The organism is Bradyrhizobium sp. AUGA SZCCT0105 (assembly GCF_018129565.1).
GTDB lineage: Bacteria > Pseudomonadota > Alphaproteobacteria > Rhizobiales > Xanthobacteraceae > Bradyrhizobium.
Genome location: NZ_JAFCMK010000004.1, coordinates 523,600 through 537,375, shown reverse-complemented (window position 1 = coordinate 537,375; position 13,776 = coordinate 523,600). Strand labels below are relative to the sequence as shown.

14 protein-coding genes are annotated in these 13,776 nt (G+C 64.7%); 9 read left to right on the top strand and 5 right to left on the bottom strand.

Annotated elements, in window-relative coordinates; translation table 11 throughout:
* The first annotated feature begins 3 nt into the window (after window positions 1–3).
* From bchE to JQ573_RS22090, 5 genes are all read left to right on the top strand, one after another.
* Window positions 4–1,530 carry a magnesium-protoporphyrin IX monomethyl ester anaerobic oxidative cyclase gene (gene bchE / locus JQ573_RS22110; RefSeq protein ID WP_212312263.1) on the top strand — a complete coding sequence of 509 codons (1,527 nt, stop codon included), beginning with the start codon at window positions 4–6 and terminating at the stop codon, window positions 1,528–1,530.
* Window positions 1,531–1,653: 123 nt separating this feature from the next.
* The gene (locus JQ573_RS22105; RefSeq protein ID WP_249132090.1) at window positions 1,654–2,064 is read left to right on the top strand and encodes an aminoacyl-tRNA deacylase; all 411 of its coding nucleotides are present in this window, start codon (window positions 1,654–1,656) and stop codon (window positions 2,062–2,064) included.
* Between the two features lie 54 nt (window positions 2,065–2,118).
* Complete coding sequence (locus JQ573_RS22100) at window positions 2,119–2,274, top strand: response regulator (RefSeq protein ID WP_224943765.1); 156 nt, start codon at window positions 2,119–2,121, stop codon at window positions 2,272–2,274.
* A gap of 89 nt (window positions 2,275–2,363) precedes the next feature.
* Window positions 2,364–2,513, top strand: a complete 150-nt coding sequence (locus JQ573_RS22095; protein ID WP_212312261.1) for a hypothetical protein — start codon at window positions 2,364–2,366, stop codon at window positions 2,511–2,513.
* Window positions 2,514–2,579: 66 nt separating this feature from the next.
* Window positions 2,580–3,818: a threonine ammonia-lyase gene (locus JQ573_RS22090; RefSeq protein ID WP_212312254.1), complete on the top strand. Its 1,239-nt coding sequence runs from the start codon at window positions 2,580–2,582 to the stop codon at window positions 3,816–3,818.
* Between the two features lie 166 nt (window positions 3,819–3,984).
* Here the strand turns inward: JQ573_RS22090 and JQ573_RS22085 are convergent, their stop codons facing one another.
* The 5 genes from JQ573_RS22085 to JQ573_RS22065 all read right to left on the bottom strand — a co-directional run bounded on the left by JQ573_RS22085 (window position 3,985) and on the right by JQ573_RS22065 (window position 7,283).
* On the bottom strand, window positions 3,985–4,500 hold the full coding sequence (locus JQ573_RS22085; RefSeq protein ID WP_212312252.1) for a DUF1697 domain-containing protein: 516 nt from the start codon (window positions 4,498–4,500) through the stop codon (window positions 3,985–3,987).
* A gap of 7 nt (window positions 4,501–4,507) precedes the next feature.
* Complete coding sequence (locus tag JQ573_RS22080) at window positions 4,508–5,149, bottom strand: glutathione S-transferase family protein (protein ID WP_212312250.1); 642 nt, start codon at window positions 5,147–5,149, stop codon at window positions 4,508–4,510.
* A gap of 13 nt (window positions 5,150–5,162) precedes the next feature.
* Entirely contained in the window at window positions 5,163–5,468 is a 306-nt protein-coding gene (locus tag JQ573_RS22075) for a hypothetical protein (RefSeq protein ID WP_212312248.1), read from the bottom strand.
* A gap of 254 nt (window positions 5,469–5,722) precedes the next feature.
* The gene (locus JQ573_RS22070) at window positions 5,723–6,835 is read right to left on the bottom strand and encodes a helix-turn-helix transcriptional regulator (protein WP_212312246.1); all 1,113 of its coding nucleotides are present in this window, start codon (window positions 6,833–6,835) and stop codon (window positions 5,723–5,725) included.
* Between the two features lie 70 nt (window positions 6,836–6,905).
* Entirely contained in the window at window positions 6,906–7,283 is a 378-nt protein-coding gene (locus tag JQ573_RS22065; RefSeq protein ID WP_249132088.1) for a TfoX/Sxy family protein, read from the bottom strand.
* Between the two features lie 205 nt (window positions 7,284–7,488).
* On the opposite strand from JQ573_RS22065, the gene JQ573_RS22060 reads away from it, so the two are divergent.
* The 4 genes from JQ573_RS22060 (at window position 7,489) to JQ573_RS22045 (ending at window position 13,675) form a co-directional block, all read left to right on the top strand.
* Window positions 7,489–7,629, top strand: coding sequence for a hypothetical protein (locus tag JQ573_RS22060; RefSeq protein ID WP_212312238.1), 141 nt, complete (start codon window positions 7,489–7,491; stop codon window positions 7,627–7,629).
* Window positions 7,630–7,911: 282 nt separating this feature from the next.
* Entirely contained in the window at window positions 7,912–9,045 is a 1,134-nt protein-coding gene (locus JQ573_RS22055) for a hypothetical protein (protein WP_212312230.1), read from the top strand.
* A gap of 251 nt (window positions 9,046–9,296) precedes the next feature.
* Window positions 9,297–10,532, top strand: coding sequence for an efflux RND transporter periplasmic adaptor subunit (locus JQ573_RS22050; protein WP_249132086.1), 1,236 nt, complete (start codon window positions 9,297–9,299; stop codon window positions 10,530–10,532).
* On the top strand, window positions 10,529–13,675 hold the full coding sequence (locus JQ573_RS22045) for an efflux RND transporter permease subunit (RefSeq protein ID WP_212312228.1): 3,147 nt from the start codon (window positions 10,529–10,531) through the stop codon (window positions 13,673–13,675). The genes JQ573_RS22050 and JQ573_RS22045 overlap by 4 nt, the downstream gene beginning before the upstream one ends.
* Window positions 13,676–13,776: the final 101 nt, after the last annotated feature.

Sequence of the window (13,776 nt, the reverse complement as noted above, 5' to 3'; positions counted from 1 at the left end):
TCCATGCGCATTCTTCTCATCAACGTGCCGCATCCGGCGATCGGCAGCCGGATTCCCGACGACCATTTGCCGCCGCTCGGCCTGCTGTCGATCGGCGGTCCCCTGATCGACGACGGACATGAAGTCCGGCTTCTCGATGCCGAGTTCGGGCCAATGCCGCTTGCCGCCATCCTGGCGGAGGCATCGCGGTTTTCGCCGGATGCGGTGTTGTTCGGCCATTCCGGCTCGACCTCGGGCCATCCCGTCATCGCAGAGGTGGCGCAGGCGATCGTCAGGGCCGTGCCCGGGGCGCTGATCGTCTATGGCGGCGTATTCCCGACCTATCACTGGCGTGAAGTGCTGCGCGAGGAGCCCTACGTCACCGCGATCGTGCGCGGCGAAGGCGAGGAGACCGCGCGCCGCCTGATGCGGGCGCTGGAATATGGCGGCGATCTTGCCGGCATCGACGGCATTGCATTCCGCGACGATGATGAGCCACGTGCCACGCGGCCCGCGCCTGTCATCCGCGATCTCGATGCCTATCGCGTCGGCTGGGAGTTGATCGATCACGCGCGCTACAGCTACTGGGGCGGGCTCCGCGCCGTCGTGGTGCAGTTCTCGCGCGGCTGTCCGCATCTCTGCAATTATTGCGGCCAGCGCGGCTTCTGGACGCGATGGCGACGCCGCGATCCCGTGCGCTTTGCCAGGGAACTGGCACGACTCCATCGCGAGCACGGCGTCAAGGTGATCAATTTTGCCGACGAGAATCCCACCGTCTCGAAGAAGGCCTGGCGGGCTTTCCTCGAGGCCCTGATCGCGGAGAATGTCGATTTGATCCTGGTCGGCTCCACCCGCGCCGACGACATCGTCCGCGATGCCGACATCCTGCATCTCTACAAGAAGGCGGGCTGGCAGCGCTTCCTGCTCGGCATGGAGAACACCGACGAGAAGACGCTGGAGTTGATCCGCAAGGGCGCGACCACCACGATCGATCGCGAGGCCATTCGCCTGATGCGCCAGCACGGCATCCTGTCGATGGCGACCTGGGTAGTCGGCTTCGAGGAGGAGACCGATCGCGATCACTGGCGCGGCTTGCGGCAGCTGTTGTCCTACGATCCCGATCAGATCCAGATGCTCTACGTCACGCCGCATCGCTGGACGCCGTATTTCCGTCTCGCGGCAGGTCGGCGCGTCATCCAGACCGATCGCCGGCTCTGGGACTACAAGCATCAGGTGCTGGCCACGCGGCACATGGCGCCGTGGCGCGTGCTGCTGTGGTTCAAGTTCACCGAGATGGTGTTGCAGTGCCGCCCGAAGGCATTGCTCCGCGTGCTGCTGCATCGCGACACCGGACTTCGTCATGCGATGCGCTGGTACACGCAGATGGGGCGTCGGGTCTGGCCGCACGAGATTCTCGGCTTCCTGCGCGCCCGCAGGTTGAAGCACGGGCCGACGGTGCGGGAATTTTGGGGCGCGCCGCAGGATATGGAAGAGGAATCGATGTCGTCGCAGCGGCCCGAGCGCCGCGTCGGCACATCACGCGCAGCGTAAATCGATACCGTCATGCCGTCTCTGGATAACTGGCGCTGATGACTGGACGCCTGAGTCATCAGCGCGATAATTTCCAGATCGGCTGCGCAGAACAAAAAGAACCGTGGCGGTCGAGGCGTCGAGTTGAGCATACAGGTTGCGATCTTAAAAATATTGGCCAGTCACGTCAGCGGCAGAGCTACGCTCGATTCACTCAAGCACGACCTCGCTATCCTCTCGTCGAGCGGCGAGGATTGGCATGCGCGGATCAAGCGCCTCGCGTCGCGGGTTCCCGAACTCGACATCTTTAGCAATGGCTACGTGCTGCGTGACGCCGAAGGCTGGGAGATCACAGCGGCCGGTCGTGAGTTCCTGCAGGCGCTGGAGGCCGTCACCCAAGACAATCTGCCGCCTGAGCCATTGGCCGAGGCCGCGATCCGCGAAGAAGGCAAGCTGATCGTGGTCGGTCACCGCTTCAGGAACAGGGCACGGCCACAGCGTAGCCCGGAGCCGAGCGCATCGGTGCGCCGCCGGCCGTTCCGCGAGCCGCGTTGAACCTCATAGCTCTGCGCGCGACCTAACTTCGGGACGTGGCTCTGGAGGTCGCAAATGACTGCTTTGGCTCAATCGATCGCACGCGTGTTTCCGGCCAATTCGCTTCGGAGCAGCATCGCCCGGCATGTCCTGCTGTTCGGCTTTGCGGTCCTGTTCGTCGCAGTGCTCAGGGCGAGCTATGGCCTCGATCTCAGCGCGGGCTTCTTCTAGATATTCCGGCGGCACGTCATATTGGGTTAACCGGACCGGGATAGCTAGGCACACGCTTTCCCTGCATCTCGAACCCGGGCCGACCTTCCATGGACAAGCCGATGCGCTGCCAGTGCGGCAGGACGCGCACCATTGTGCTCGACAAGCATTTCCGGACCGCGCTGGTTTGCCCCAAATGCGATGAGATCGAGCTGGCCGGGCCGGCCAAGCCGGAGGAAGGGGCATTGACCGAGCGATAGCGCGGTCGTTTTCGGCGTCGAAACACGCTAGGTTCCGTCTGACGAAACGGTCCAAAGCGAAACCCGATGCCGCATCCTTCCGATACTACCGCCGTAACTCCTGCTAACGTCACTCTTGCTGACGTGCGCCGTGCCGCCGACGTGATCCGGGATTCGGTCATGGTCACGGCGTGCAACGAGAGCCGCACGCTGGGCGAGATCTGCGGCTGCCGCCTGTTCCTCAAATTCGAGAACCTGCAGTTCACCTCGACCTTCAAGGAGCGCGGTGCGCTGAACCGGCTGCAGGCGCTGTCCCCCGAAGAGCGCAAGCGCGGGGTGATCGCGATGTCGGCCGGCAATCACGCCCAGGGCGTCGCCTATCACGCCAAGCGGCTCGGCATCCCCGCCACCATCGTGATGCCAATTGGCACGCCGATGGTGAAGATCGAGAACACCAGGCGGCACGGCGCCGAGGTCATCATCACCGGGCAGACGCTGGAAGAATGCTTCGCGTTCGTCAGCGCGCATGCCGCCGAGCGCGGCCTGATCCTGATCCATCCCTATGACGATCCGCTGATCATTGCCGGACAGGGCACGATCGGGCTCGAAATGCTCGCGGCGGTGCCGGAGCTCGATATTCTGGTGGTGCCGATCGGCGGCGGCGGGCTGATCTCAGGCATCGCCACCGCCGCGAAGGCGATCAAGCCGTCGGTGCAGATCGTCGGCGTGCAGGCCCAGCTCTATCCGTCGATGTACAATGCCGTCAAAGGCGAGCAACTGCCGATGCGCGGCGACACGCTCGCCGAAGGCATCGCGGTCAAGGCGCCCGGGCAGATCACCACCAGGATCGTCCGCGACCTCGTCGACGACATCGTGCTGGTCAGCGAGGACCAGATTGAGCGCGCGGTCGCGACCCTGATCTCGATCGAGAAGACGGTGGTCGAGGGCGCCGGCGCCGCCGGCCTCGCGGCGGTGCTCGCGGCACCCGGCCGCTTTGCCGGCCGCAATGTCGGCCTCGTGCTCACCGGCGGCAATATCGACACCAGGCTGATCGCCTCGGTGCTGACCCGCGAGCTGGCGCGCGAGGGACGGCTGACCCAGCTGGCGCTCGATATCGTCGACCGGCCCGGCCAGCTCGCGGCGGTGTCGATCCTGCTCGCGGACGCCGGCGCCAACATCATCGAGGTCTCGCATCAGCGCACCTTCTCCGACCTGCCGGCCAAGGCGACGCTGCTCGAGCTCGTAATCGAAACCCGCGACCGCGCGCATCTGGAAGAGGTGCTGGCGAGGCTCGGCGCCGAAGGATTTGCGGTGCGGGAGAGCTAGCAATGCTGTTCCTATCCGCGAGTCAAAGCACCTAACCCGTCATCCTGAGGCGCGAGCGGAGCGAGCCTCGAAGGATGCACGGCCCGGCTGGTGGCCGATTTATCCTTCGAGGCTCGCCGAAGTGGCTCGCACCTCAGGATGACGGGGTTGGGTTCTCGGACTAGGCTCAATCATCACCCGCCGCGAGCTCGGCGAGCTTCGCGATCGTGTTGATGTTGCGCGCGGTGCCGTTGGCGGCGGCGGGGATCTTCAGCTTCGAGCGGCCCATGCCGCTGCCATAGGCGACATAGATCTCGCGCTTGCCGAGCCGCATCTGCTCGTCCTGCTGGCCCTTGATGTCCTTCAGGGCGTCCTTGGGTGGCGGCGCGTCGAGAAAGATCGCGACCGTCGTGTTCGGCGGCGCTTTCGGAAACGGATTGGCTTTCAGCACCGCGGCGATCTCGTCCGCGCTCCGCACTGCGACGCCGACCGGCTTGCCGGCATAGGCGTGCAGCCGCTTCTCCAGCGCGGCCTTGACCTTAGGCGCGCCGAGCTTCGAGGAGAACACGACATTGCCGCTGGCGATATAGGTCTGCACGTCGGCAAATCCCTCGTCGACGCACATTGCCTTCAACTCGCTCATCGGCAGCTTGCCGGTACCGCCGACGTTGACCGCGCGCAGCAAGGCGACATAACGCGGCATCACGATCTCAGGTCAGCAGCAGCGCCATGCCCGGATCGCCCTTCTGCATCGCGCGCTGATAGGCCGGGCGCGCGGCGATGCGGCCGAGATAATTCCTGATGTTGGGGCGGTGGCCGAGATCGTAGGGCAGGAAATAGCGCATCGTCGTCAGCGAAAAGCCGATCATGATATCGGCCGTCGTGAACACATCGCCCGCAAGATATGTGGCGTCGCGCACCCGCGCCTCGATCAGATCGAACGAGCGGTCGACCCGCGCCCGGGTCGCGACCAGCATCGGATTGTCGGCCGCGAGGTTGAGCCGGTTCAGGATCATGCTGCGGCCCATCTGCGCCTGCAGCGTGCCGTTGGCGAAGTGAAACCAGTACAGGAACTGCGCGAAGTCGGGATGGTCTGATGTCAGCGTCAGCCGTCCATTGCCATACCTGGCGACGATATACTCGACGACCGCGCCGGATTCGGCCAGCACCAGGGCGCCGTCGGTGATGACAGGTGCGGCGCCGATCGGATGCAGCGCCTTGTAATCGGCCGGCGCCAGCATCGTGACTGGATCGCGCGTGGTGCACTTCAGCTCGTACGGAATCTCCAGCTCCTCGCAGAGCCAGACGATCCGCTCCGATTGCGACTTGCCGAGATGGTGAACGGTGAGCATGCGCGCTCCTTAGCTAAGCGTCCTCTTTCTTCTTCGCAGGCTTCTGGGCCGGCGGCGGCTCTTCCATCGCCTTCTTCATGGCGCGGGCATAGGCGTCGGCGGCGTTCTCCGCGGAATTCTGCAACCGCTTGGCGGTCGCGGTCGCGTTCAGGATCGTGCTCTTGGCCAGGAAGCGGAAGCGCGCCTTGGTCTCCTTGTCCTTGGCCTTGGCGGCGCGCGCGACCCAGACGGCCTGGCGCTTCTTGGCAGCCGCCATCACGGCCTTGGTCTGCGCTCTTGCGGTTTGCCGGATGACGGCGTCGAGGTCGGCTTCGGCCATTCAGATACACTCATTGACTGGACGTACGCCGGGGTGGGCGCACGGTGGGAGGAGGGGAGGTATCACTAGCGCAACCCGCGCCGTTTGAACATGCGATCCTTTGCGATGCCCCCGAGGGGTGTGGCAGATGGTTGCGCGCTCTCTATCCAGGCCAGGCGCACCGCTTCGACTTCGCGGACAATGATCCAATGACGGCCGATGCAGTTAACCGTGTTGCCGGTTTCTTCCAGGCCCGTCTGAATGCGGCTTGAGTCTCAGTCGGCAGACGAACCCGGCGGCACCTTGGCGCCGGCGAGCAGTCCGGCCAATTCCACCTGTCGGCCGAGCCCGGTCTTCGCCAGCACGGCCTTGAGCTGGTTGCGCACGGTTTCGCGGGAGATGCCGAATGCGATGGCGATGGCCTCGACGGTGCGTCCTTCGCCGATACCGCGCGCGACGCGCGCCTCGGCCGGCGTCAGGTCGAACAGGCCTTGCAGCACTTCCGCGGTCGGCACCTCTGATGGCACCACCGGCGTCACGATCACGATCGCCAGCGCCCGGTCGAACAGGTCGCGCGCGGCGCCCTGGATCGGGACCAGATGCACGATCAGCGGCGGACGATCGTCCTGTGCCGCGATCGGGACCGAGCGGACCTCGGCGCTGATGAGACCCTGATCGAGTGCCGCCACTGCCTGCGCGAACAGCGCGTCGGCGGTAGCTGCCGCCAGCGTCAGGCGATCGGTACGATCCTGCATCACATCAGGCACCAGGCGGTCGAACAGCGTGTTGGCCGCCATCAGACGGCCGCCGCGCCGCAGCACCGCCGCGGGCAGTCCAAGCATCGCCAGCGACTCGGTTGCCGCCCTGGCACGCTCCATTCCAAGCCGGGCCGACAGCAGCGCCGCCCGCGCCAGATGCGGGCGCAGCGTGTCGAGCTGCTCGATCGCTTCCCGCTCGATCGGTCCGTGCTGGTATTCGCGCTCGACGCTGTAGATCAGCACGTCGCCGCTCGGCACCGGGATCGCGGTGCCGGCACCCCATCCGAGCCCGCGCGGGCGGAAGAACTCGCGGATCTGGAAATCCTGCTGCACCTCCTCGGGCGTATCGAACACGTCGATGTCGCGCAGGAAGCCCGCATGATTGGCCGCGAGCAGGCGCGGCAACCGCCCGTTGCGCTCGTGCCAGCCGCCTTCGACATAGGCAACCGTGTCGTCGTGCATGTCGGGGGATGCGACCCAGCGGACGTCGTGCGGGGCTGCCGTCAGCAGCACGATACCGCGCGCCCGCGCGATCGCGCCGACCTGATGCAGCACATTCGGCCAAAGCTCGGGGACGACCGCGGCCTCATAGGCCAGTTCAATCAGATGCTCGTGCAGGTCGTTCGCCATCGGCTATTCCAGGAAATACTGCTGCCCAATAGATAAACCCATCGACCGCGAAAGTATTGCGTAAAGCAATTCAGCCCGAGCCACGAGTCCGGGCTATCCCGGTGCGCGTCAGCCGCGCATCACGGGGAATTGCGGCGCTTCGCCGGACTCGTTCGCGGTTTTCGCGCGGGCGCGGAGGGCCTCGCTCGTTTGGCTGCGACCCGGCGCGCGGCTGCCAGCGCAGCCTGCGCCCAGACGACGAGTTAGTCGGGTTCATCAACAGCCGTTCCGGCACCCGCCAGAATGCGAGATCGATGGTCGCGCCCTGCTTGGCATAGTTGAGCGGCGGGCTCGTCGCCGCCTCCTTGGAGGTCTCACGGTTCTGTTCGTCGACCCGCACGTAGAATGTATTGTCGGTGACCATCCCGAGCATCACGCCGTCGCAGAACAAGCCGGTCTTGCCGAACATGCGCCGCATCGTGATGCGGCCGAGCGGCGCGAGTTACTCGCGCAGGAATTCGGCAAAGGCAGGACTGGCAACCATTCCCAGTCTCGCAGGGCAATCAGGCCTGCGGAATGATGACTGGAACCTCGGCGTCCGGCAACTGCCGTGACGCGATCCGGCGTCTGGGAAGGATATTACCTGGATGCTTGGGAGCGGATCGATTGGTCGAATGGCGAGGCTAGCCTGGCGGCCCGACGAGGTTCAGCCCTGGGCGCTGAACGTGCAGATCGGCTTCCAGAAGAAGCTCGATTTCGGCGATGCGCCGAAGGCAGCCGATGCCAAGGTCACCGACATCAAGCCCAAGACATGATCAAGACTTGAAGACCAGGACCTGATGGTCAGCACCTGACGATCATCGTTGTGTGTGGCGAAATTGAACCTGCGAGACAGTCAGACATATTTCCGAAGCGTCTCGAAACGCATCCGGCATGATTTGCTGCGGCGCAAGGCTCGCCAGCGTCACACGTTTGCAACGCTGCGCGCGATCATTCGACCATGAACATCCTTTAATTTGTATCCGCGCGACTTGTCGCGCCTGCTAGGCGGCGATCCGTGACATGCAGTCGAGCCATCGCCGGCTCGGGGAGGGCCGATGATCAGCCGCAGGGCGCTTTCCGGATTGTTGATGACGCTGGTCGGGCCCTCGTCGGTCACCGGCAACACGTTGACGCTGAGTCACTGCCAGGGATCGTGCGCGAACGTCGATCTGCCGGCGCTGGGCTACGATACGTTCTGCCAGTCGTTCTTCGATATCGCGACCAGAGGAAAGCTGCGCGCCGTCGCCACCGGCCCCGGCATTCGAAGGGAGATGCACTCGCTGTTCCGGGAGCGGCGGCTATATCGGCCATCGCACGACGAGATCCGGGTTCTCTGGCGCGGCATGGCGGATGGATTCTCGGTCGTGAAGGTCGAGTTCGATCTGGAATGCGGCGTGCCGGTGCGCGGATGTCTCGGGATTCCCGACGGCGCGTTCAAGGGATTGATCCTGCTCGGCCACGGCATGGCGAGCACGCCGGAGCGGTGCTTCGATGATGCCGACAAGGATTACATGAACGCGCTCGGCAAGCAGCTTTGCCAGGACGGCTATGTCGTGTGGTGTCCTTACATCGTTCAGATCGGAAATCAGGAGAGCCAGAACAACATCGCCGCGATGCTGGCATCCCATGGCATCTCGGCGCACAACGTGTCGTGTGCATCGATCGACGCCGGCGAAACCGTCTGCCGGAAGCTGACCGGAGCGGCTGGTCTGAATGTCGGCGTCTATGGGGTGTCCTCGGGCGCCTTTCTCGTGCTGCACCTGGAAGCGGCGACGGGGCGGATGCGGCCGACCGTCGCCTCCGGATATATGCGTGACGAGAAGAAGTTTCTGATGTCGTCCGCCATCAGCAAGAACCTCGGCATTGAACTTGCGGCCTACATTCATTTTGCCAACAGCCGCGCCAAATACACCGGCGCAGAGCTGGCGTATCTGCTCCGTCCGTGTCCGCTGTTCGTCGAGATCGGCAGCCGTGATGCTGCAAACGCGATCGAGCTTGGGCGGGACGAGAAGTTCGCGGAGATGCGATCCGTCTATGCATCGTCGGCTCATCCGAATCTGATCGACATGGATGTCTTCGACGGCGTGCACGAGGCCAGCGGCAAGCGCGCAAGGCCATGGCTATACGGCCATCTGGCGTCACCGGCCTATCAAGAGACGTCGCGCTTGAAGAACGCCATCGCGTTGTGAGCGGGACGGGCCGTTGCGTCCGCTTTCAAGACGCCGTCACAGAGGCGCCACGTCTGACCTCGACCATACATAGCTCGAGGCGCCTGTTGCCGGGATCAGTGAAACGGGGCGACCGGGTTACAGGATTGTCGGATTGGCCGCGTTATGATCTCCTGTGATGCACCTTGCCCATCCTGACCCTCTGCGGTCTGAGGGAACTCGACGTCATATCCGTCTCGTAGAGCTTGTTGGTAGCCGAAGGGTTGGACAGCATGAGTGGTACGGAACGAATGCTCGGTGGATTGGCAGGGCTTCTGGTATCGGCGGGATTGGCGGCCATCGGGATGTCGGCGGCCCATGCGCAGGCGGGACCGCCCGGGCCTCCTGCCGTGGGCGTGTTCGAGGCGGTGAATCGGCCGGTCACCGAAACCAGTGAATTCCTGGGACGCATCGAGGCTCCCAACCGCGTCAATGTGGTGGCGCGCGTCACCGCGTTCCTAGAGAAGCGGAACTTCGTCGAGGGCTCCGAGGTCAAGGCCGGTGACCTGCTGTATCAACTCGAGCGCGGGCCGTTCGAGGCCGACCTGGCCTCGAAGAAGGCGCAGGTCGCCCAGCTGCAGGCGACGCTGGTCAACGCCAAGCTGACCACCGACCGCGCCAAATCGCTGCTCGGCGGACCGGCCGGCCAGCAATCGAGCGTCGACGCCGCAGTCGCCAACCAGCAGAGCCTCGAGGCACAGGTGCAGGCCGCGCAGGCGCAGGTCGACCTGTCCCAGATCAATCTCGACTACACCCAGATCCACTCGCCGATCGACGGCAGGATCGGGCGCACCGCAGTCACCGAGGGCAACGTCGTGACGCCGAGCTCGGGAATCCTGACGACCATCGTCAGCCAGGACCCGATGTATGTCACGTTCCCGGTGCCGGTGCGCGAGGCGCTCGATCTGCGCGAACGCTATGCGACGCGCGGCGGCTTCAAGGCCGTGGTCATCCGGGTGCGCCTGCCCGACGGCCGGCTCTACGACAAGGTCGGCGAGCTGAACTTCGTCAACAACACCATCGCGCAGAACACGGACACCATCTCCTTGCGCGGCACCATCCCCAACCCGTCGACGTACACATCCGTCGCAGCCGGCGGTGCGGTCCGCGAGCTGACCGACAATGAGTTCGTGACTGTGCTGCTGGAAGGCGTGCAGCCGGTCGAGGTGCTGGCGATCCCGCGCTCGGCGGTGCTGTCGGACCAGCAGGGCGAATATGTCTACGTCGTCGGCGCGGACAACAAGGCCGAGCAAAAGCGGATCCAGCTTGGGCAATCGACATCGACGATTGCCGCGGTGACGAGCGGCATCGCGCTCGGCGACAAGGTGATCGTCGAGGGGTTGCAGAAGGTCAGGCCGGGCGATGTGGTAGCGCCGGGACCCGCCAGCGCGCTGATCCAGTCGAGCATGAAGGTTTCTGCGGACGGCGGCGCCAGCAGCACGCCGAAATCGACGGGCAATAACCCATGATTTCCGCTGTCTTCGTCGATCGTCCGCGGCTTGCGATCGTCATCGCGTTCGTGATCACGATCGCGGGCGCGCTGGCGCTGATGCAAATCCCGGTCGCCCAGTTCCCGGACATCGTGCCGCCGCAAGTAACGGTCTCGGCCGTATTCCCCGGTGCTTCGGCCGAAGTCGTCGAATCGAGCGTCGCCCAGCCGCTGGAAGCGCAGGTCGTCGGCGTCGACAAGATGCTCTACATGAAGTCGACCAGCGGCAATGATGGCAGCTATACGCTGACGGTCTCGTTTGCGCTCGGCACCGACCCCGATATCAACACCGTCAACGTCAACAACCGCGTGCAGAGCGCGCTCGCGCAATTGCCGACCGAGGTGCAGGCGCAGGGCCTGACCGTGCAGAAGAAATCCTCGGCCGTGCTGCAGTTCATCGTGCTCTACAGCAAGAGCGGCGAGCAGGACCCGCTGTTCATCACCAACTACGCCATCATCAACGTGCTGGACGCGATCTCGCGCACGCCCGGCGTCGGACAGGCCTCGCTGTTCGCCAAGCTGAACTATTCGATGCGGGTCTGGTTCGACACTCAGCGCCTGACCAGCCTCAATTTGGCGCCGTCGGACGTGATCGCCGCGATCCGTGCCCAGAGCGTGCAGGCGCCGGTCGGCCGCATCGGCGCGCGTCCGATCAGCAACGACCAGCAATTCCAGTTCAACGTGCAGACCCAGGGCCGCCTGACGACATCCAAGCAGTTCGGCGACATCGTGCTACGGGCCAATCCGGACGGATCGGTGCTGCGGATCAGGGATGTCGCCCGCGTCGAAATCGGCGCGCAGAACATGGATTCGGAATCGCGGATCGACGGCAATCCCGGCGTGCCGATGGGCATCTATCTTGCACCCGGCGCCAACGCCGTGACCACGGCCAAGGCCGTGCAGGCCACGCTTGCGAAGTTGTCGGAGCGGTTCCCGTCGGGGCTGACCTACCTCGTGCAGTACGACTCCACGACCTTCGTCTCCGATACGATCAAGGAAGTGATGAAGACGCTCGGCGAGGCCTTCGTGCTCGTCGTGATCGTGGTGTTCCTGTTCCTCGGCAATCTGCGCGCCACCGTGATCCCTGCGGTCGCGGTTCCGGTCAGCCTGATCGGCGCCTTCGCGGTGCTGCTGGCGCTCGGCTATTCCGCCAACACGGTCTCGCTGCTGGCGATGGTGCTTGCGATCGGCATCGTGGTCGATGACGCCATCGTCGTGGTCGAGAACGTCGAACGCGTCATGGAGGAGGAGCCGGAGCTGTCGCCGGCCGACGCCACCAAGAAGGCGATGGCGCAGATCACGGCGCCGATCATCGCGATCTCGCTGGTGCTGCTCTCGGTGTTCGTGCCGATTGCGTTCATTCCCGGCATCTCCGGTACGCTGTTCCGCCAGTTCGCGGTGACGATCAGCGCCGCGATGGTGATCTCGGCGCTGAATGCGCTGACGCTGTCGCCGGCGTTGTGCGCCGTATTCCTGCGTCATGGCGGGCCGCGCCGCGGCATCATGGGACGGGTGCTCGGCGGCATCGATTGGGTGCGCGACGGCTATGCCGGCGTGGTGCAGCGGCTGGTCCGCGTGGCGGTGTTGTCGCTGGTCGCGGTGCTGGTGTTTGCCGGTGCGGTGTTCGGCGTGTCGAAGATCACGCCGACCGGCTTCCTGCCCGAGGAGGACCAGGGCGCCTTCTTCATCGCGGTGCAGCTGCCTGACGGCGCGTCGGTGGCGCGCACCAGCGAGGTGACCAAGCAGGTCGAAGCGATCCTGAAGAAGAACCCGGCGGTCGACCATGTGCTGTCGATCATCGGCTTCTCGCTGCTCGACGGCGCCAGCGAGCCCAATTCGACATTCATGGTGGCGCGCATGAAGCCGTTCGCCGATCGCAAGGCCGTCACCGACTCGGTGCAGGCCGCGATCCGGCAGACCTTCATCGCGGGATCGCAGATCCGTTCGGCCTCGGTGCTGCCGTTCAACCTGCCGCCGATCATCGGCCTCTCGACCTCCGGCGGCTTCGAGTATCAGCTCGAGGCGCTGGAAGGGCAGGATCCGGCTGCCCTCAGCAGCGTGATGGGTGGCTTGATCGGCGCCGCGAACCGCAATCCAAATCTGACCCGCGTGTTCTCGACCTTCACCGCGACCAATCCATCGGTCTATCTCGACATCGACCGCGCCAAGGCGCAGGCGCTCGGCCTCAACATGGCCGACGTGTTCACCGCGCTGCAGGCCACGCTCGGCGGCATCTACGTCAACAATTTCAACCTGTTTGGCCGTACCTGGCAGGTCAACGTGCAAGGCGATGCGTCCGACCGCGGCGACATCCCCGACATCTGGCAGATCTATGTGCGCAACACCGGCGGCGAGATGGTGCCGATCCGCTCGATCGCAAGCTTGCGCATCGTCACCGGCCCGCAGGTGATCACGCGCTACAACAATTATCGTTCGGTCACGGTGAACGGCAGCCCGGCGGCGGGCGTGTCCTCGGGCACCGCGATTGCGACGATGGCCGACCTGTCCAAGACGACGCTGCCTTCAGGCTATTCCTATGAATGGACCGGCACGGCCTATCAGGAGCAGGCGGCCTCCGGCCAGACCGGCATCATCCTCGCGCTCGCGGTGCTGTTTGCCTATCTGTTCCTGGTGGCGCTGTATGAGAGCTGGACAATCCCGATTCCGGTGCTGCTGTCGGTCACGGTCGGCGTGCTGGGCTCCTATCTCGGCATCAAGCTCGCGGGTCTCAATCTCGATCTCTACGGCCAGATCGGTCTCGTGGTGCTGATCGCGCTCGCCGCCAAGAACGGCATTCTGATCGTCGAATTCGCCAAGGAGCAGCGCGAGGCCGGCAAGCCGATTGCGGAGGCCGCGACGATGGGCGCGCAGATGCGCTTCCGCGCGGTCATGATGACCTCGATCGCCTTCATCCTCGGCCTGGTGCCGCTGGTGGTCGCGACCGGCGCGGCGGAAATCAGCCGCCGTGCGGTCGGCACCGCGGTGTTCGGCGGCATGCTGGCCGCGAGCTCGATCGGCATCTTCCTGGTACCGATGCTGTTCGTCACCTTCCAGGGCTGGCGCGAGGGTGTAAAGAACCGGTTTGGTCGTCGGGGCAAGGCGGAACAGCCGGCGTCGCACTAGCGTATGATCCGGAAGGATCATGCGTGAACAACGAGCTAATCTGCGATGACGATCCAGCCTAATCCCATCGCGCATTAGCGGCGCGGGCGAGGCGGGGCTAT